This is a genomic window from Bradyrhizobium zhengyangense, from assembly GCF_022012435.1.
GTDB lineage: Bacteria > Pseudomonadota > Alphaproteobacteria > Rhizobiales > Xanthobacteraceae > Bradyrhizobium > Bradyrhizobium zhengyangense.
This window is the reverse complement of sequence record NZ_JAKLUA010000002.1, coordinates 1-18,643: the sequence shown is the minus strand read 5'-3', so window position 1 is coordinate 18,643 and position 18,643 is coordinate 1. Positions and strand designations below refer to the sequence as shown.

Sequence of the window (18,643 nt, the reverse complement as noted above, 5' to 3'; positions counted from 1 at the left end):
GCGCGGTTCGCGCGAGCAGCCCAAACCTCCGCTGTCATGCCCGGCTTCGCGGGCGATGACACTTGTCGTGTAGGAACGGCACTGGCCGTCACGCCGCAGACTTGCCCTCGAACGCTCGCCGCAGGACCTCCACGTCCAGCTTCACCATCTTCATCATGGCTTGCCAAGCGCGGGCGGCGGCAGCCTTGTCAGGGCTCGACAGGTACTCGAACATCACCTTCGGCACCACCTGCCAGGCCACGCCCCAGCGATCCCTGAGCCAGCCGCACTGCTCTTCCTTGGCGCCATGAGCGAGGAACGCATTCCAGACGCTGTCGACCTCAGCCTGGTCGTCGCAATGGATCATCAGCGAGATCGCGTGCGTGTATTCCATCTTCATGCCGCCGTTGAGCGCGACCAGCGGCTGCCCGGCCACCGTGAACTCGACGACCAGCACCGAGCCCTCCTTGCCGGATGGGCCGTCCGAAACGTTGTGCTGAACGTGCGTGATCTCCGAATTCGGAACGAGCGAGACGTAGAACTTGGCGGCCTCCACGGCATCGCCGTTGAACCACATGCAGGGCACGAGCTTGGACATTGCGACTGCTCCTCTTCAGGCTTCGATCAGGCGTTCGCCATGGCGGGCTTCGCGGGGACGGCTGCCATGTCCAGCCAGTTCACGCCCCACATATGGCCATCCGGATCCTCAAAGCTGCGGCCATACATGAAGTCGTATTCGTCGACAGGGCTTGGATCGGCCACGCCGCCAGCAGCCTTGGCTCTACCGACGATATCGTCGACCTCGTTACGGCTCTCGGCGGACAGGCAGAACAGCGCCTGGTTCGAGGTCTTCGCATCCGCGATCGGCTTCGGCGTGAAATGACGGAATTTATCGTGGGTCGTCAGCATGACGTAGATGGTCTCGGAAAAGACCATGCAGCTAGCCGTGTCATCGCTGAATTGCGGGTTCCTGGTCGCTCCGATCGCCTCGTAAAAGGCGGTCGCACGCTTGAGGTCGGTCACCGGCAGATTGAGAAAAATCATCCTGGGCATCGGAAGCTCCTTGGGGGTTCTGCCCAAGGACGGATGGCTGGGCGGCCATCCGACAGCGCTTCCGGATATTTTTTAGACCGTGCCTGCGGGGTCTGGTCGTACCGAACCCGTGTGGTCCTCGATGTTACTTCTTCTCGTTCGGATCCCGATGCACGGGGTCGATCCACAGCACGGTCTCGGGCTTCTCGACCGGTTCGATGTCGAGATTGATCGCAACCGCCTCGCCATCGCTGCGCACCAGCACGCATTCCAGCACCTCGTCGGGGCTGGCGTTGATCTCCTGATGCGGCACGTAGGGCGGCACAAAGATGAAATCGCCGGGGCCGGCCTCGGCGGTGAACTGCAGGCTCTCGCCCCAGCGCATCCGCGCCTTGCCCTTCACCACGTAAATGACGCTCTCGAGATGGCCGTGGTGATGCGCGCCGGTCTTGGCGTCGGGCTTGATGCTGACGGTGCCGGCCCACAATTTCTGCGCACCGACGCGGGCGAAATTGATCGCGGCCGCACGGTCCATGCCGGCGGTCGACGGCACGTTGGTATCGAGTTGATTGCCGGGAATGACGCGCACGCCGTCATGTTTCCAGCGATCATCGTGGTGATCGTGGTCATGGTGAGAGTGGCTGTGGTCATGGCCGGTCATTGATCTTGCTTTCTGCTGGTTCTGTGCGCGCGAAACTAACCAAAGCCGGCCTATCAAGCCATACAAAAATCGGAACTCTCATAGCTGCCCAGCGTTGTCATTGCGAGCAATCTGGAAGGAGAGAGTTTCATGGGTAGCACCAGCGACAAGATCAAGGGCAACGCCAACGAAGTCATTGGCAAGGCGAAGCAGGGCATCGGCGAAGCCACCGGTTCCGAGCGTCTTCAGGGAGAAGGCGCGGTCCAGGAAGTCAAGGGCAAGGGCCAGAAGGCCATGGGCGATGCCAAGGATGCAGCAAAGGAAGCGATCGATCGCGCCGCTGCGGCGGCCCGTCGCACCACCGAGTAAACTGCGTTGGACTGAAAGCGAAAAGACCGGCCGAAAGGCCGGTCTTTTTGTTTAGGCCGGTCTTTTTGTTTAGCAAGTCATTCCGGGGCGCGATGCGAACCCGGGACGGCTGCGCCGTTATTTCACGCCGAGCAATTCCACATCGAACATCAGCGTCGCGTTCGGCGGGATGACGCCGCCGGCGCCGCGCGCGCCATAGCCGAGCTGTGGCGGGATGATCAGCGTGCGCTTGCCGCCGACCTTCATCGTGGCAACACCCTCATCCCAGCCGGCGATGACGCGGCCCTTGCCGATCGGGAATTCGAAGGGCTCGTTACGATCGACGGACGAGTCGAATTTCTTGCCCTTCTGGCCGTTTTCATAGAGCCAGCCGGTATAGTGCATCACGCAAATCTGGCCGGGCTTCGGCAAGGCGCCGGTGCCGACGACGCTATCGGTGATCTGCAATCCTGAAGCTGTGGTCATGGTCTTTCCTGCGGTCTGGGCCGAGGCCGTGGTTGAAACGAATGTCGACACAGCGCCGATCGACGTGATCGCGAATGCCGACATGATGGCGAGGAGCACGCGCTGGAAACGCTGCATAAGGCACCTTCCGTTTGAGGCGGGAGGTGTCTAGCGCAAGGCCGATGCCGTTTCCACCCCTTAAACTTCGATATTTTCCAGCCGCACAGGGAGCTTGCGGATACGCTGGCCGGTGGCGTGATAGATGGCATTGCAGATCGCCGCATTGGTGCCGACATTGGCGAGTTCGCCGAGCCCCTTTGCGCCGGCCGGGTTGATGTGATCATCCTGTTCGGAGAGCAAGATCACCTCGACGCCGGGGACATCTGCATTCACGGGCACGAGATAGTCGGCAAAGTTGTCGTTGACGTAACGTGCGGTGCGCTCGTCGATCTCGGTGGCTTCGAGCAGCGCCGAGGACATGCCCCAGATCAGGCCGCCCATCAGCTGACTGCGGGCCGTGCGCGGATTCATGATGCGGCCAGCCGCAAACGCTCCGACCAGGCGGGGCGCGCGGATCTCGTGCGTGAAGCGGTTGACTCTGACCTCGACGAATTCGGCGCCAAAGGCATAGGCAATCTTGTCCTTCATGGCCGCACCGCCGACGAGCCGCGCGTGCCCGCTGTGCATCGCCTTGAAGGAATCCAGCGGCGCGCCTTCCGGCTTCCACTCACCATATTCCTCGACCACGCCGGCACCGAGAGCGTCGAACGCTTTCTCCAGATCGAGCGGGCGATCGCTCCTGGCCGCCTCTGTCGATGGGGTCTGCCCCATGCCGACCGTTTCCTTGGCCTTGTCCGCGAGGCTCTCGTTCGGCATCAGCGCCTTGAACAGCCGCTGACGAACCTGGTCACACACCATCATCACAGCGGAGCAGGTGCTGGCCGTCGAATTCGATCCGCCTGCAACGGGGCCCGGCGGCAGGTCGCTGTCGCCAATGAAGACCGCGACCTTCTCCAGCGGCACGCCAAGCCGCTCGGCGGCCGTCTGCGCAAGGATCGTATAGGCGCCCGTGCCGATCTCGTGGCCGGCGATCTCGACGCGGGTACGGCCGTCGCGCTGCAGGCGAACGCGCGCTGCCGCGGGAGCCATCTGCGTCGGATAGCAAGTGGCCGCGCAGCCGTAGCCGATCAGCCAATCACCATCGGACATCGATTTCGGCGCCGCTGAGCGCTGCGCCCAGCCGAAAGCCTTTGCGGCTTCATCGAAACACGCCATCAGCGAGCGCGATGTGTAGGGTTTGCCGCCGATCGGCTCATTGGTCGTGTCGTTGATGCGGCGGAGCTCGACCGGATCCATGTTCAGCTTCACAGCCAGCTCATCCATCGCGCTCTCCAGTGCAAACAGATAGGGCACCTCCGGCGGCGAGCGCATGAAGCCGGGCGTGTTGCGGTCGGCGCGCACGATCGACACGAGACTGTCGACATTCGGGCAGGCATAGAGCCGCGTCGTGGTCTTGGTGCCGCCGACGCAATAGGGGTCGGCGCGCGAGGAGACCTCCGCGCCTTCATGTCTGAGCGCGACCAGCTTGCCGTCCCGGCTCGCGCCGAGCTTGATCTCGTGGCGGGTCTCGGCGCGATAGGTGGCAATGGTAAAGCCTTGGTCGCGGGTCGGGACCAGCTTGATCGGCCGGTTCAGCCGCTTCGCGATGCCGGCAATGATCGCAGTTCTCGGTGTCATCGAACCGCGCGAGCCAAAGCCGCCGCCGACATAGGGATTGACCACCCGCACCTTGTCGGCATCAATGCCGAGCTGTTCGGCGACGCCGTTCTTCAAGCCGTAGACATATTGGCTGGGTTCATAGATGACGAGAGTGTCGCCCATCCAGGCACAGCTCGTCGAAAACAGCTCCATCGGATTGTGGTGCTGCGTCGGCGTCTCGTAGGACGCGGTGAGCTGGACCTCGGCCTCGTCGAACGCCTTGGCAAAGTCGCCGACCTTCGGGTCTTCCTTGAATTGCGCGTTCTGGCCTTTCGCCGCAGCTTTCGTCGTTCCCTGCGAGTCGAAGCTCGCACTCGGGGTTACGGCTGAGTAGTTGACCTTGACGCGATTGGCGGCCTCGCGCGCAGCCTCGTAGCTCTCGGCTATAACCACCGCGATGATCTCGCCGTCATGGGCGATGTCGGCCGATTTTAACGGCTGAATCGTGGTTCCGGCATAGCCGCCATTGCTGAAGAGTTTTGACTCCTTCAGTTTTGGCGCGTTCTCGTGCGTGACGATGTCGATCACACCGCGGACACGCTTGGCATCTTCAAGGTCGAAACTGTTGATGCGGCCCTTGGCAATCGCGCTGGTGACGAGGAACGCATAGGCCGGATTGTCCAGCGGCATGTCGGACCCGTAGGTCGCCCGCCCCGTGACTTTTGCAACCGCATCATAGCGCGGTACCGGCTTGCCCATATTCGCTTTCGGCTCGGGAGCGGCAGCGGTCATGGTCATATCTCCATCATTACGGCCTGTTGCAGCGCGCGCATCACCACGCGCTTGCCGAGCGCAATTTTGAAGCCGTTGTGCTGGCGTCCCCTGGCGTCAGCGAATGCAGCATCGGCGGCGCGCTGCGCCAGACCGTCATCGAATTTTTGCCCCTTGAGCTGCGCCTCCGCCTCGCGGGCGCGCCACGGCACGGTAGCGACGCCGCCGAGCGCCACCCGCGCGTCCCGGATCGTCCCGTCCTGCACGTCCAGCGCAACGGCGGCCGAGGATAGCGCGAACTCATAGGACTGTCGGTCGCGCGCCTTCAGGTAAACCGAGCGCGGCCAGCGGCCGGGAATAAGAAAGGCCGAGATCAGCTCGCCGGGCTGAAGCGTAGTCTCGATCTCGGGCGAATTACCCGGCGCCTTGTGCAGCTCCGCAAACGGCATGCTGCGAGTCCCGGATCTGCCGGTAACCTCGACCGTGGCATCCAGCGCGATCAGCGCCTGGGCGAAATCGCCGGGGTAGGTCGCGATGCACTGATCGGAGATGCCGAGCACCGCATGCATGCGGTTGACGCCGTCCATGGCCGCGCAGCCGGAGCCGGGATTGCGCTTGTTGCAATTCTCATAGGAGACGTCGCGAAAATAGCTGCAACGCGTCCGCTGCATCACGTTGCCGCCGAGTGTCGCCATGTTGCGCAGCTGGGCGCTGGCCGCGAGCTTCAGGGAATTAACGATGACCGGATAGTTTCGCAGGATCTCGCCATGCTCCGCGACATCGGACATCTTTGCGAGCGCGCCGAGCCGCAGGTTCTCGCTGCCAGGCTCGATCGCCGACCAGCCTTGCGCGAGCGGATTGATGTCGATGATCGCGGTGGGCCGCATCACGTCGAGCTTCATCAGATCGATCAGCGTGGTGCCGCCGGCGAGCGGCTGGGCTGAGGCCTGCGTTAACGGCTTGCTGGCGGCCGCAGCGGCGCTTAGCGCCTGCACGGCCATGTCAGGGTCTGTGGCCCTCTGGTAGGAAAATGGTCGCATGCGCCTAGCCTTTCACGATCTCGGGCGCGGCCTGCTTCACCGCAGCGACGATGTTGGGATAGGCGGCACAGCGGCAGATATTTCCGCTCATGTATTCGCGGATGTCGGCATCGGTGCCCGCATGTCCCTCCTTGACGCAGGCAATCGCAGACATGATCTGGCCCGGTGTGCAATAGCCGCATTGGAACGCGTCATTATCAACGAAGGCCTGCTGCATCGGGTGCAGACGGTCGTTGGTGGCAAGGCCTTCGACGGTCGTGATCTCCTGTCCTTCAGCGGCCAGCGCGAGCGTCAGGCACGACACCACGCGGCGATCGCCGATCAGCACCGTGCAGGCACCGCACTGGCCGTGGTCGCAACCTTTCTTGCTGCCGGTAAGCTTGAGATGTTCGCGAAGCGCGTCGAGCACCGTGGTACGTGCATCGAGGCTCAGGCGCTTGTCCTGGCCGTTCACGCGCAGCGTGACGTCAACGGGAAGCGCCGGATCCTGCACCGCAGGCGCTCGTGCCTCCTGCGCGGTCGCGCGCGCGGTCAGCGGAACAAGCGCGCTGCCGGCAGCACCTGCCATGAAGGCGCGCCTGTCGAATCCAGATGATTGGGAACTTGAGATATCGGACATGGACGGCCTCCGCCGCTTCGAAAACAAAGCAGCGCACGCCTGCGCCGCTCACCGCCCACCAACTTGGGGCCATGAGCTCCGTTCCGAACGGGAAAGGGCGACGCTGCCGATGCCGCGTCGCCCTCCGTCAACTTTTCCTGATCTTGTCGCGAGGAACCTCGCGCGACGCTCAATAGCCGAGCGCGCAGCCGTCCTTGCGTGGGTCGGAACCGCCGGTCAGCGTGCCCTTGTCCCAATCGATCCAGATCGCCTGGGCGCCGCCGAGCGGGCCGACCACGCTGGTGGTCTTGTGGCCGAGCTTCTTGAGGCCCTCGACGATGTCAGCGGGCACGCTGTCTTCGAGCTGATACTGGCCCTCGTAATGCAGGCCGCGCGGCATGTCGATTGCCTCCTGTACGTCGCAGCCATAGTCGAGGATGTTGGTCAGCAGATGGGTCTGCCCGGTCGGCTGGTACTGGCCGCCCATCACCGCAAACGACATCGTGGAGCGGCCGCCTTTGGTGAGCAGGCCCGGCATGATCGTGTGCAGCGGACGCTTGCCGCCTTCGATGCAATTGGGATGGCCTGGCTGGATGCGGAAGCCGCCGGCGCGGTTCTGGAACAGCACACCCGTCTTGTTGGAAACGATGGCCGAGCCGAAGGAATGCGCGACCGAATTGATGAACGAGCAGACGTTGCGGTCCTTGTCCACCACCGTGATGTAGATGGTCGAGGGATTCATCGGCGGCGCGACATTGGGTAGGTCCAACATGCCGTCCATGCGGATCTTGCTGATAAACTCGTCGGCAAAGCCCTTCTCGAGCATCTCGGCGACGTTGATCTTCATGTGGTCGGGAGAGGCAACGTGCATCTCGCGGTTCATGTAGGCGATGCGCGCAGCTTCCGCCTCGAGATGGAAGCGCTCGACGCTCACGGGCGCGTACTTGGTCAGGTCGAAGCGCGACAGGATGTTGAGCATCAAGAGCGCAGTGACGCCAGGGCCGTTCGGCGGGCACTGCCAGACGTCGTAGCCCTTGTACATGGTGCCGATCGGGGTTGTCGTTTCGGTGGTATGGGCGGCGAAATCGTCGAGCGTGTGCAGGCCGCCGATGCCGCGCAGGGTCTCGACCATATCCTCCGCGATCGCGCCCTTGTAGAAGGCGTCGCGGCCATCCTTGGCGATCGCGCGCAGCGTCTTGCCGAGCTCGGCCTGGCGGATGACGTCGCCGGCGACCGGCGGCTTGCCGCCAGGCAGCAGGTAGCGCACCGTGTTGGTACCGTTCTTCAGCTTCTCGAACTGGTTCTTCCAGTCGAAGGCGATGCGGGGCGCGACGACGTAGCCTTCCTCCGCCGCCTTGATCGCGGGCTGGAGCAGCCGGTCGAAGCCGAACTTGCCGTGGTCGCGCAGCACGGTGGCGAAGGCGTCGATCACTCCGGGAATGGACACCGCATGCGCGGAGGTCAGCGGTACCGAGGTCATCTTGCGCTCGAGATACCAGTCGGCGTTGGCGGCCTTCGGCGCGCGGCCGGAGCCGTTATAGGCGATGATCTTGCCCTCGCCGCGCGGCTGGATCAGCGCGAAGCAATCGCCGCCGATGCCGGTCGACTGCGGCTCGATCACGCCGAGCAGGGCAGAACCCGCCACCGCCGCATCCACAGCCGTGCCGCCCTCGCGCAGCACCTCGATCGCGGCAAGGGATGCCTGCGGATGCGAGGTCGCCACCATCGCGTTGGTGGCGTGGACCGTGGACCTGCCGGGGAAATGGAAGTTTCTCATCGAAGTTTTGCTCTCTCAGACCGTGGGCGCGCGCCGCGCCGTCTCGGAAAAACCGGGCCTTCATGACACATTCCAGGGCGTCCGGGCAATGCTGGCATACCAGGGAAATGGCTGCCATTCGCCGGGAATAGAGCTGTTCGTTGCGGGTTTTCTGGGCGCCGGCCGCCTGCTAAACGGGCGCATGATTTACAAGGTCTGCGCCTTCTACCAATTCGCCGCCCTGCCCGACTACCGCGAGCTGCGCGAGCCGCTGCGCGCGTTCTGTGCCGGCCTGTCCCTCAAGGGCAGCGTGCTGCTGGCACAGGAGGGCATCAACGGCACCATCGCCGGGGCGCCCGACGCGATTGACGCCTTCGCCCATGAGCTCGCACATGGGCCGATGTTCGGCGGTCGGCTGAACAATCTCGAACTGAAGTGCTCGACTGCCGAAGCAATGCCGTTTGGCCGGCTCAAGTTGCGGCTGAAGAAGGAGATCGTCACGCTTGGCGATACAGCCGCCGATCCGACAAGGCAGGTCGGCATTTATGTCGATGCTGCGGAATGGAATGCGCTGATCGCCTCGCCCGATACGCTGGTGCTCGACACCCGCAACGCCTTTGAGGTGGCGATGGGGACATTCGAGGGCGCGGTCGACCCTGACATCAAGAGTTTTGGCCAGTTCAAGGACTTTGCCGCGCAAAAGCTCGATCCCGCCAAGCATCGCAAGATCGCGATGTTCTGCACCGGCGGCATCCGCTGCGAGAAGGCGAGCGCGCATCTGCTCGCGCGGGGCTTTGCCGAGGTCTATCACCTCAAGGGTGGCATCCTGAAATATCTGGAAGAGGTGCCAGAGGCGCAGAGCCGCTGGCGTGGCGAATGTTTTGTGTTCGACGAGCGTGTCGCGCTTGGCCACGGCCTGCAAGAAATTGGTCTGCGCGAACGGGACAAGGACGTCGCACGTGACGAATGACATCAAGACGCTCACTGAGCGCATCGACGCCCTGGAGATGCGCCTCGCCTATCAGGACGACACCATCGAGACGCTGAACCAGACCATCACCGCGCAATGGAAGCAGGTCGATGCGCTGATGCGGAAGGTCACAGAGCTCGGCGAGCGGTTGCAGGAAGCCGAGACCAATGCGCCGGGCCCCGCCAACGAGCGCCCGCCGCATTATTGAGCTGACGCCCGCCTACTGGCCAGATGCCTTGCGCAGCAGGTTCGCGACCTCGCCCGACATCATCAGGCGATCGCGGCCGGCATCCTTGGCGGCGTAGAGTGCGCGGTCGGCGGCCTCCACCAGCGAGCTCGTGCCCGCGGTCCGCTCCACCGCAGGCCGGCAAGCCGCGCCGCCAACCGAGACGGTGACGCAGGGCCCTGCCGGATTGGAGGCATGAACCAGGCCGGCATCGTGGATGGCGTTGCGGATCCGCTCACCGAGCCGGGCGCAGCCGGCGGCATCGGTGTTCGGCAGCAACATGGCGAATTCCTCGCCGCCGTAGCGGGCTGCGAGATCGCCGACCCGTTGCACCTCGGCCGCGATGGTTTTTGCCACCACGCGCAGGCAGGCGTCGCCCGCGGGATGGCCATATTCGTCGTTGTAGGCCTTGAAGTGATCGACGTCGATCATCAAGAGGCCAAGGCTGGAGCGATCACGATATGCGCGCGCCCATTCCTCCTTCAGCCGCTCGTCGAAGCGGCGGCGATTGGCCAGCCCGGTGAGGCTGTCCTCGATCGCGAGGGTCTCGAGCCTTGTCTCCAGATTCTTCTGCTCGGTGATGTCGCGCGAGATCGCGACCACGCCGTCGACACTGCCGTTCTCCTTGCGCGTCACGCGCATGGTCGATTCCAGCCAGACCTCGGACTTCTGCCGATGCGTGTTGCGGTAAGTGACGCGCGCTTCTTCCGCGTCGCCACGCTTCATGGCATCGACGATGGCCTGGACGTGCGGGCGGTCTTCCGGATGGATTCCCGCGAGCGCCTCCGTGCCGATCAGCTGGTTGGGTCGCCAGCCGACGACGCGGTTGGACGACGGCGAAACATAGCGCAGCCGCTCGTCGAGCCCGATGCGGGTGACCATGTCGCTGGAGCCTTCCGCGAGCAGGCGGAAATGCGCCTCCTTCTCGATCAGGGCCGCCGCCATGCGCTGGCCGCGCTGCAACTGCCGCACCAACACGGCGCCGATGATCGCGATCAGCATCACCAGCGCGAGCACGTACAGCATGCGCGAGATCGCCGCAGCCCGCCACGGCGCGAGCAATTCGTCCTTGTCGACGGTTGCGAGCAGCACGAGCGGATAACGGCCGGAGCGCTTGAAGAAGCTGACGCGCTCGGCCCCATCCAGCGGCGAGGTGAAATGATAGGCGCCGCTCGGCCGCTGCAGGCTGGCGTCGCGGAACAGCGGCGTATCGCCGACATTTCGGCCGACGAACTTTTCGTTGTTCGGATTGCGCGCGATGATCGAGCCGTCGCCGTACATCAGCGTCACGGAGCTGTTGCGGCCGATCTCGAACTGCTCGTAGAAGTGCGATAGATAGCGAGAGCCGATGGCCGCGAGCACCACGCCGCCAAAGCTTCCGTCCGCCTTGTTGAACCGCCGCGACAGGGTCACGACCCATTCGCCGTCCACGAGGCTCTTCACGGGGTGGCCAATATAGGCCTCGCGCTTGGGCGAGAGCTGGTGGTGACGGAAGAAGGCGTCGTCGCTGAGCGTCGAGGCGATCGTCCCGGGCGAAGTCAGCCAGTTGCCCTTGTCGTCGATGATGGCGAGGCTATGGACCCGGTCGATCGCCTTCTTGCGCGCCTCGAGCAGGTTGCGCAGCTTGCCGATCGTGGCGGGATCGGCGCCATCCATCTCGAGACGGCTGACGACGCCGACGACGCCGGAATCCAGGAGATCGAGGCTGTCCTCGGCATGCTGCGTCAACGAGCGGGCGACGTTCGCCATCTCGGTTTCGGCGCCCTTGAGCACCTGATCGCGCGCGGCCCATTCACGCCAGCCGCTGACGCCGAGGATCGCGACGCAGGTGAGCACGACGAACGCCGCCGCGCGCAACGGCAAGCGGCTCCATCCGGCTCTCTGTGAGGCGAGGTTCATGCGGCAGAAATCTCCGATCGCCGGAAACTCTGCCGCTTCTGTTATTGAACCCTGAAGCGCTGACAGGGATTCGCATTCATCTACGGGTTTTTCCGTACTCCTACGGACCGGGGTTTCCGCAGATCACTAACAAGGTCTTAGCAAGCCTATCGGAAACTGGCGGTCCCTAGCTGAAGATCGCCTTGACCTTGTCCCACAGCGAGGGATTGTCGGCGTCAGCATCGGCCTTCGAGGGCGTCGGCTGCGCGGCGCTGACGGGATCGGAGGCGGGGAAGGTATCCTCCAACCCGGTGTCGAGCTTGGCGTGGCGATCGGCCGCGAGGGCTTCGCGCAAGTCCTCGGCGTGCTTGTCATGCGGCGCGGGATCGAATGTCTGGGCCATGGAATTCCTCCTCCATTGGCGGGTCAACGCGGCGCATTTGCGCTGGTTCCCCTGTTCCGCTTCTGCCCGCGGCGGTGTATCAGGAACCTCAACTCTGCATCAGGACCATTCGTGCCCCAGTCTGCGACAAAGCCCTTCATCGACGTGCTCTCCGGCCAGCGGCAAGCCGTCCCGCCCCTGTGGATGATGCGGCAGGCGGGCCGCTATCTGCCCGAATATCGCGAGGTGCGTGCCAAGGCGGGCGGCTTCCTCGATCTCTGCTTCAATCCGGAGCTTGCCGCCGAAGTCACGCTACAGCCGATCCGAAGGTTCGGCTTCGATGCGGCGATCATCTTCTCCGACATTCTGGTGATCCCCTACGCGCTCGGTCGCTCGGTGCGCTTCGAGGTCGGCGAAGGTCCGCGGCTCGAGCCGCTCGACGATCCCGCCAAGGTCGCAACGCTCGCCGCGCGGGCCGACTTCGGCACGCTGCATCCGGTGTTCGAGGCGCTCAAGATCGTGCGCGCCGCGCTTGATCCGAAGATCGCGCTGATCGGCTTCTGCGGCGCGCCGTGGACGGTTGCGACCTACATGGTCGCGGGCCACGGCACGCCCGACCAGGCGCCGGCGCGGATGATGGCCTACCGGCATCCCGAGGCGTTCGCGAAGATCATCGACGTCCTCGTCGAGAACTCGATCCACTATCTGCTGGCGCAACTCGAGGCCGGCGCCAACGCCTTGCAGATCTTCGACACCTGGGCCGGCGTGCTGCCGCCGGCCGAATTCGCGCGCTGGTCGACCGAGCCGACGCGCCGCATCGTCGAAGGCGTCCGCGCCAAGGTACCTGACGCGAAGATCATCGGCTTCCCCCGCGGGGCCGGCGCGCAGCTGCCTGGTTATGTCGAGGCCACCGGTGTCAACGCCGTCAGCATGGACTGGACCGCCGAGCCCGCCTTCATCCGCGAGCGCGTGCAGAGCAAGGTCGCCGTGCAGGGCAATCTCGATCCGCTGGTGCTGATCACGGGCGGTGCGGCACTCGACCGCGCAATCGACGACGTGCTGGCGAACTTTGCGCAAGGGCGCTTCATCTTCAATCTCGGCCACGGCATCCAGCCGGAGACGCCGATCGCCCATGTCGAGCAGATGATCAAACGCGTGCGGGGGTGAAAACAAAAGCCGCGGAAACAACCCCATGCACAGTACAAATCATTGAAGAATTTTGCACCGCGCCTATTTTGTATTTTCCGAATATCGTTTGACGCGTCGGGCAAAACAGGTGTACGATGGCATCATCCCGCCGATCGTCATTTCGCAGGCTGCCAGCGACCGGGCGACGCCAGACCTTTGAGAATCTCTCGGGCACGCCTCATTGAAAAATCATATGCTGCCCGATCGAAGCACGGACTTCCCCGCATCATGTAGCCGTGGCGCACGTCGGGAAGGATGTGTACGTCGACGTTTTCCATGCGCATCGCTACGTCGCGATACGCCTCCAGCACCTCGATCGGCGCGCGGTCGTCCTTGTCGCCCCAAATCAGACAAACCTGCTGGCGAACCCCGACAAGCTCGTCAAGATAATCCAGCATCTGAGATCCGTGGCAGCAGATACCGGCAGCATAGCCAAGCCGCTTGGGTCCGAGAATCGCATACGGACCGCCGTAGCAAAATCCCATAACCGCCGCCTGGCCATTGAACTCAGGGATTGTGCCGAGGTGTCTCAAGGTGTCGATCATATCCTCTTCGCCGACCTTGATTTGCTCCAGGCGCGGCTGCGCGCGCTGCGCCGCGCGCGGGTCGCTTCGGGACAGCGGACCGGCAATCGAACGCCAGAACAGATCCGGCACTGCTACGATGAAGCCGTATCCCGCCAGCTCGTCGGCGATAGCGATCATGTCGGCATCCACGCCGTGAATGGCGCAAGCCAGCACAATTGCAGCAACCGCCGTTTCAGTCTCGGGCGCGACCAGATAACAATCGAACGCGCCGCCGCCTTTCGCGCGGACCTTTCCGAACCTTCCATGCATGCAAGACTTCCCGCGCTACTCCGGTCGGATCTTCGCGAGGCTGATCACTTTGGCCCACTTCTCGGTTTCAGCGGCCATCAGCTTGCCGAAATCGGCGGGCGAACCGCCCAGTTCCGTCGCATCAAGGGTGCGCAGGCGCATCCTGAAACCGGGATCGGCCAGAGCGGCATTGGCTTCCATGTTGAGCCTGTCGATCATCGCGGCCGGGGTGCCTTTCGGCGCACCGATGCCGAACACCGAACTCGCTTCATAGCCGGGCACGAACTCGCCGATAGCCGGCACATCCGGCAACGCCTGGGATCGCGCCGCTGTCGTTATCCCGAGTGCGCGTAGCTTGCCGCTTCCGATGTATCCAATCGATGGCGCCAGGTTGACAAAGACGACCTGCACCTGCCCGCCGAGCAGATCCGTAATTGCGGGCGCCACGCCTCGATAGGGCACATGTTGAAGATCGAGCCCGCCGGCGGCCTGCTTGAACAGCTCCGCGGCGATATGCGTGATCCCGCCGACGCCGCCCGAACCATACGAGAGCCTGCCCGGATTGGCCTTGGCATAGGCGATGAACTCCGGAATCGTATGGGCAGGAACCGACGGGTGTATGACCATCACCAGGGCGCCGCGGGTCAGACCGACGACCGGCGCGATATCCTGCAGGAAATTGAAATCGAGATTTTCATAAAGCGTGGCATTGATCGCGTTGGGAGAGCCGACCAGCAGGAGTGTGTAGCCGTCGGGAGGCGCGCGCACGACCGCCTCGGTGGCGAGATTGCTCCCTGCTCCCGGCCGGTTCTCGACGATGAATTGCTGGCCGAGCCGCTCCGACCACCACTCCCCGAGCAGGCGCGCGAGAATGTCGTTTGGGCCGCCGGCGGCAAAGCCGACCATGATCCGGACCGGCCGGGCGGGATAAGTCTGCGCCCAGGCCGGGCCTGAGAGCAGCGCCGGTGCGGCCACTCCCGCTGCAAAGCATAGAAATCGACGTCGGGAGGGAATCATAGGCTTTGCTCCGTCGAACCGGCACCCGCGCGGGCTCTCGTCGACGGCCGAGGATAGTTGATGCTGTCATAAGCGCATAAGGCTATTGTCTGATGAGGTCATCTCAAGACGGAAATGGGTGCTCCCATGCAGATGAGCGATCGCATCGGAAAGCGAATGAAGCTGCAGGACCTGCATGTGCTGATGACGGTGGTGCAGGCCGGCAGCATGGGCAAGGCGGCGCTCATGCTCAACACGACCCAGCCCAACGTTTCGCGATCGATCGCGGAACTGGAGCATGCGTTTGGCGTCCGCTTGCTGGATCGCCACCGGCGCGGAATCGAGCCGACCGAGTGCGGTCGCGCCCTGATCGATTGCGGCGCAGCCGCCTTCGACGAACTGCGCCGGGGCGTGAAGAGCATCGAATTCCTGGCCGACCCCACCGCTGGAGAAGTGCGGATCGGGAGCACGGCCTTTCTGGCGGCGAGCTTCGTTTCCGCGCTCGTCGACCGGCTCTCCCGGCGTCATCCGCGGATCAAGTTTGAGCTCGTAACCGGCTACATCGAGACATTGCACCGCGAGTTGAGCGAACGCAAAGTCGATCTGCTGTTCGTGCGGAGCAGCGGCTCGATGACCGACGAGCGATTGCATTTCGAGTTTCTTTTTGAAGATCGCTACGTCATCGCGGCAGGCGCGAAAAATCCATGGACGCGTCGGCGCAATATCCAGCTCCCGGATCTGGCGGAGGAGCGTTGGGTGCTTCCGCCGCGGGAGAGCGTGATCGGCTCCATCATCACGCAAGCCTTTCTGGCCCGAGGCCTCGCGTATCCCCAGGCAACGGTGGTCACCGATTCCCCCCACATGCGGGTCAGCTTGCTGGAGACGGGGCGGTTCATCACGGTTTTCCCGGCTTCGGCGCTGAAATTTCTCGCCAGGGAGGCCACGCTCAAGGTCTTGCCCATCGAACTGCCGGCGGCCCGTCGACCGAACGGGATGGTCACGATCAAGGACCGCGCCGTCAGCCCGGTTGTGCAGCTCGTCATCGACAGCGCCCGTGAACTCGCAAAGCCGATGGCGAAACGGAAGTGACGGACCAGATGTCTGCTTGTGGGACCCTTAGCTGACTTTCCTCAAGCATTGCGGAATGGACCGGTTTTGACCCAAGGCGGACCTCCGAGGTCACCCTAATTTGGCTGGTCGAGCATAACGGCCTATGATCAAATGTTCTTTCGGACGGGACAACGTCGGGCAGGTGGATGAGACGGCGGGAATTCATCGCAGGCTGTTTCGCCGGATCAGTTGCGTTGTCTGGTATCTCCAGAGCGCAGCCGCCGGGAAAGAGGCGGATCGCCGTTGTGGCACCTTCCCGCTCGATTGAAAGTCTCAGGACAAACTCTTACAATCGGGCTTTCCTCGATGAGCTTGCGCGTCTGGGATTTGCCGAAGGGCAGAATCTTGTCATTGAGCGCTATTCGGGAGGCGGCGATATGGATCGCTATCCTGAGTTGGCCAGAACGGTTGTAAGCACCAATCCAGAAGCAATCCTGACCTCAGCCGGTCCTATGACCCTCGCTCTCAGGGCAGCAACACAGAGCATTCCAATAGTCACCATCATTGGTGACCCTGTCGTCTGGGGGCTTGCGGCAAGCCTCGCGCGACCGGGAGGAAACGTAACCGGCGTGACCGTCGACGCCGGGATAGAGCTTCATGGAAAGCGTCTGGGGCTTCTTCGAGAGATAAGGCCTAACGGTTCGCGAGTCGCCTATCTTTCGTCTTCGCAGGCTTGGAAGCAACCTCAAGCCTCTATGGTTCGGGAGGCGGCACAATCGTCCAAGCTGTCGCTTTCACAGGTAGACCTCGGAAGCGATCTGGACGATGCGGCCTATGAAACTGCCTTCGCCTCAACCGACTGGACCAAGATCGACATGCTACTGGTCTCGGACGAGCCGGAGCACTTGTCTCACGGCAAGACGCTCGTCGATCTGGCCACTCGTACTCGTCTCCCCGCCTGCTATCCCTTTCACGATCTCGTCGTGGCGGGAGGGCTGATGGCTTATTATCGCGATTTGCCTGATGCGTTTCGGCAGATGGCCGCTCAGATGGCGCAGATATTATCCGGCCAAAGCCCCACCGAAATTCCGTTCCGGCAACCGACCGCTTTCCGCCTATCGCTTAATACCAAAGCGGCGCAAAAAATTGGCATCACTCTACCGCAGACGTTGCTCATCAGCGCCAACGAGGTGATCGAATAGTGGCATTGCACGAGTCCGGAAGTGGCCCATCGCGTCAGTTAGTCCGATGCAGCGATTTGTCTGGAGTGGGGGTAAGGCCGACCCGCCGGCTGAGCGCCCGGACTTCTCAGTTTGACCCAAAGCGGATATCCAATGCACCACGCCCCGAGACTAATTGCTTACCATTTCCCACTCTCCGCTACGTCGCGAAATGATAGAATAAGAGTCCTCGTTGGGTGGGCTTATAGGGGGATGTGTGCGGCGGCGCGGCGTCATCCAGCTCTTGGTCGGCGGTGGCGCGGCTTTGTGGCCCGCCGTTGCACGCTCGCAAAAACCCACGAAGATGAAGCGGATTGCAATGGTTTCCGCAGGAACCCAGACGAACGCAATGAATAACGACAATAAATATTTCCGCGCCTTTTTCGAGGAGTTGGCTCAGCTTGGCTATGTGGAAAGCCAAAATCTCTCGGTGGAAAGATATTCCGCAGAGGGTCAACTTGACCGGTTTGCTGAACTTGCCCGCAACGTCGTCGCTACGCAGCCCGATCTGATCTACGCGATGTCTGGTCCCTTGGCACTTGTCTTTAAAGTGACAACGGCAACAATACCGATTGTCGCAATATCTGCCGATCCGATTGCACTTGGACTTGTCCCGAGCATTGCGCGATCCGGCAGTAATATTACAGGCGTTAGTGTAGATGCCGGAATCCAAATATGGGGCAAGCGTCTTGGGCTTCTGATCGAAGCTGCGTCGACACTCTCCAACACGCGTTTTCTTGCGTCGCAGTCACTATGGAAGAGGGCGTCAGGCTCGGGGGCGGCAGTCCAGGAGGCCGCGCGGCAGGCCGGAATAAAGCTGTCAGGCGCGCTGCTCACGATGATCAGCGAGCCAGCATACCGGCCGGTTTTTCAGTTGATGGAGCAAGAACGAGCGGATTCAATCGTCGTGTCGGACGAGCCTGAGCATCTTCCCTATCTCGGCTTGATTACGAAACTGGCCGCCAAGGCGCGAATTCCCGCGGTGTATCCTTATCGAGCGTTCGTCGACCTTGGCGGCCTGCTGGCTTATTCGACCGATCTACTGGATATTCAGCGGCGATGCGCCAACCTTGTGTATCGCATTCTCCAGGGAGACAATCCGGGAGACATTCCATTTTACCAGCAGACCCGCTTCGAGTTGGTCATAAATCTCAAGACCGCCAAGGCACTGGACCTTGCAATACCGGCAACACTACTCGCCAGGGCCGACGAAGTGATCGAATGACCGCTTCTGTGCAGGTTTTTGGACGCCGGCGACAAAGAGGCTCCGCACGCCGAACTGACCGGCGTCCAAAAAGCGCCAAGGCACGAAGTCGCGGGAAGTTGAGCACCGGGTAAGCAGCGAGCGCTATGGGGATTTAATGCCGGCGTCGGGCTCGATGATAGACGTGACGGCGACAGGATTTGACCTGCGTGTCCGGACGTAGGGCAGTTCAGGAGAGTGCATTAGGCTTTTGGGCGGGCGTTCGGAGCGCACCAATGCGCGATGTGCGCACGGATGGATGCCGCTGGGTTGAGCGAGATCGCCGCCAGCATTTAGCCAGCGCATCGGAGCAGGACAACAGCAACGCTCACAGGAGGTCTTGGTCAT

General features: G+C 62.8%; 19 protein-coding genes. 7 read left to right on the top strand and 12 right to left on the bottom strand.

What is annotated here, in order from left to right:
• Positions 1 to 88 precede the first annotated feature (88 nt).
• From L6637_RS08465 to L6637_RS08455, 3 genes are all read right to left on the bottom strand, one after another.
• Positions 89 to 577 (bottom strand): VOC family protein, encoded by a 489-nt coding sequence (locus L6637_RS08465; protein WP_237870073.1) that lies wholly within the window; start codon positions 575 to 577, stop codon positions 89 to 91.
• Positions 578 to 603: 26 nt separating this feature from the next.
• Entirely contained in the window at positions 604 to 1,032 is a 429-nt protein-coding gene (locus L6637_RS08460; RefSeq protein ID WP_237866508.1) for a VOC family protein, read from the bottom strand.
• Between the two features lie 124 nt (positions 1,033 to 1,156).
• On the bottom strand, positions 1,157 to 1,672 hold the full coding sequence (locus L6637_RS08455; RefSeq protein ID WP_028134790.1) for a cupin domain-containing protein: 516 nt from the start codon (positions 1,670 to 1,672) through the stop codon (positions 1,157 to 1,159).
• A gap of 129 nt (positions 1,673 to 1,801) precedes the next feature.
• Between L6637_RS08455 and L6637_RS08450 the strand changes: the two genes are divergently transcribed.
• The gene (locus L6637_RS08450; protein WP_237866509.1) at positions 1,802 to 2,020 is read left to right on the top strand and encodes a CsbD family protein; all 219 of its coding nucleotides are present in this window, start codon (positions 1,802 to 1,804) and stop codon (positions 2,018 to 2,020) included.
• Between the two features lie 117 nt (positions 2,021 to 2,137).
• Here the strand turns inward: L6637_RS08450 and L6637_RS08445 are convergent, their stop codons facing one another.
• The 5 genes from L6637_RS08445 to ggt form a co-directional block, all read right to left on the bottom strand.
• Positions 2,138 to 2,602 carry an FKBP-type peptidyl-prolyl cis-trans isomerase gene (locus L6637_RS08445; RefSeq protein WP_237870071.1) on the bottom strand — a complete coding sequence of 155 codons (465 nt, stop codon included), beginning with the start codon at positions 2,600 to 2,602 and terminating at the stop codon, positions 2,138 to 2,140.
• Positions 2,603 to 2,662: 60 nt separating this feature from the next.
• Positions 2,663 to 4,954, bottom strand: coding sequence for a xanthine dehydrogenase family protein molybdopterin-binding subunit (locus L6637_RS08440; RefSeq protein ID WP_237870069.1), 2,292 nt, complete (start codon positions 4,952 to 4,954; stop codon positions 2,663 to 2,665).
• A gap of 2 nt (positions 4,955 to 4,956) precedes the next feature.
• Entirely contained in the window at positions 4,957 to 5,973 is a 1,017-nt protein-coding gene (locus L6637_RS08435) for an FAD binding domain-containing protein (protein WP_237866516.1), read from the bottom strand.
• 4 nt (positions 5,974 to 5,977) lie between these two features.
• Positions 5,978 to 6,541, bottom strand: a complete 564-nt coding sequence (locus L6637_RS08430) for a (2Fe-2S)-binding protein (protein ID WP_377802773.1) — start codon at positions 6,539 to 6,541, stop codon at positions 5,978 to 5,980.
• Positions 6,542 to 6,761: 220 nt separating this feature from the next.
• Positions 6,762 to 8,348 (bottom strand): gamma-glutamyltransferase, encoded by a 1,587-nt coding sequence (ggt, locus tag L6637_RS08425; protein WP_237870064.1) that lies wholly within the window; start codon positions 8,346 to 8,348, stop codon positions 6,762 to 6,764.
• Between the two features lie 181 nt (positions 8,349 to 8,529).
• Here ggt and trhO point away from each other — a divergent pair, with 181 nt between their 5' ends.
• Together trhO and L6637_RS08415 are read left to right on the top strand one after the other, a co-directional pair.
• Positions 8,530 to 9,297: an oxygen-dependent tRNA uridine(34) hydroxylase TrhO gene (gene trhO / locus L6637_RS08420; RefSeq protein ID WP_237866537.1), complete on the top strand. Its 768-nt coding sequence runs from the start codon at positions 8,530 to 8,532 to the stop codon at positions 9,295 to 9,297.
• Entirely contained in the window at positions 9,287 to 9,505 is a 219-nt protein-coding gene (locus L6637_RS08415) for a SlyX family protein (RefSeq protein WP_237866520.1), read from the top strand. Before trhO ends, L6637_RS08415 begins: the two co-directional genes overlap by 11 nt.
• Before the next feature lie 12 nt (positions 9,506 to 9,517).
• Here L6637_RS08415 and L6637_RS08410 read toward each other — a convergent pair whose 3' ends face one another.
• Positions 9,518 to 11,422, bottom strand: a complete 1,905-nt coding sequence (locus tag L6637_RS08410) for a diguanylate cyclase (RefSeq protein WP_237866522.1) — start codon at positions 11,420 to 11,422, stop codon at positions 9,518 to 9,520.
• A 166-nt stretch (positions 11,423 to 11,588) separates the two neighbouring features.
• Positions 11,589 to 11,804, bottom strand: a complete 216-nt coding sequence (locus tag L6637_RS08405) for a hypothetical protein (protein WP_237866523.1) — start codon at positions 11,802 to 11,804, stop codon at positions 11,589 to 11,591.
• A 111-nt stretch (positions 11,805 to 11,915) separates the two neighbouring features.
• On the opposite strand from L6637_RS08405, the gene hemE reads away from it, so the two are divergent.
• Complete coding sequence (hemE, locus tag L6637_RS08400) at positions 11,916 to 12,950, top strand: uroporphyrinogen decarboxylase (protein WP_237866525.1); 1,035 nt, start codon at positions 11,916 to 11,918, stop codon at positions 12,948 to 12,950.
• A gap of 137 nt (positions 12,951 to 13,087) precedes the next feature.
• Here the strand turns inward: hemE and L6637_RS08395 are convergent, their stop codons facing one another.
• Positions 13,088 to 13,807, bottom strand: coding sequence for a dienelactone hydrolase family protein (locus tag L6637_RS08395; RefSeq protein ID WP_237866526.1), 720 nt, complete (start codon positions 13,805 to 13,807; stop codon positions 13,088 to 13,090).
• 15 nt (positions 13,808 to 13,822) lie between these two features.
• Positions 13,823 to 14,800, bottom strand: coding sequence for a Bug family tripartite tricarboxylate transporter substrate binding protein (locus L6637_RS08390; protein ID WP_377802771.1), 978 nt, complete (start codon positions 14,798 to 14,800; stop codon positions 13,823 to 13,825).
• Between the two features lie 159 nt (positions 14,801 to 14,959).
• Here L6637_RS08390 and L6637_RS08385 point away from each other — a divergent pair, with 159 nt between their 5' ends.
• From L6637_RS08385 to L6637_RS08375, 3 genes are all read left to right on the top strand, one after another.
• A complete protein-coding gene (locus L6637_RS08385) occupies positions 14,960 to 15,871 on the top strand; it encodes a LysR family transcriptional regulator (protein WP_237866530.1) in 912 nt (303 codons plus the stop codon).
• A gap of 215 nt (positions 15,872 to 16,086) precedes the next feature.
• Positions 16,087 to 17,034, top strand: coding sequence for an ABC transporter substrate-binding protein (locus L6637_RS08380; RefSeq protein ID WP_237866531.1), 948 nt, complete (start codon positions 16,087 to 16,089; stop codon positions 17,032 to 17,034).
• Positions 17,035 to 17,269: 235 nt separating this feature from the next.
• Complete coding sequence (locus L6637_RS08375; protein ID WP_237866533.1) at positions 17,270 to 18,277, top strand: ABC transporter substrate-binding protein; 1,008 nt, start codon at positions 17,270 to 17,272, stop codon at positions 18,275 to 18,277.
• The last annotated feature ends 366 nt before the right edge of the window (positions 18,278 to 18,643 follow it).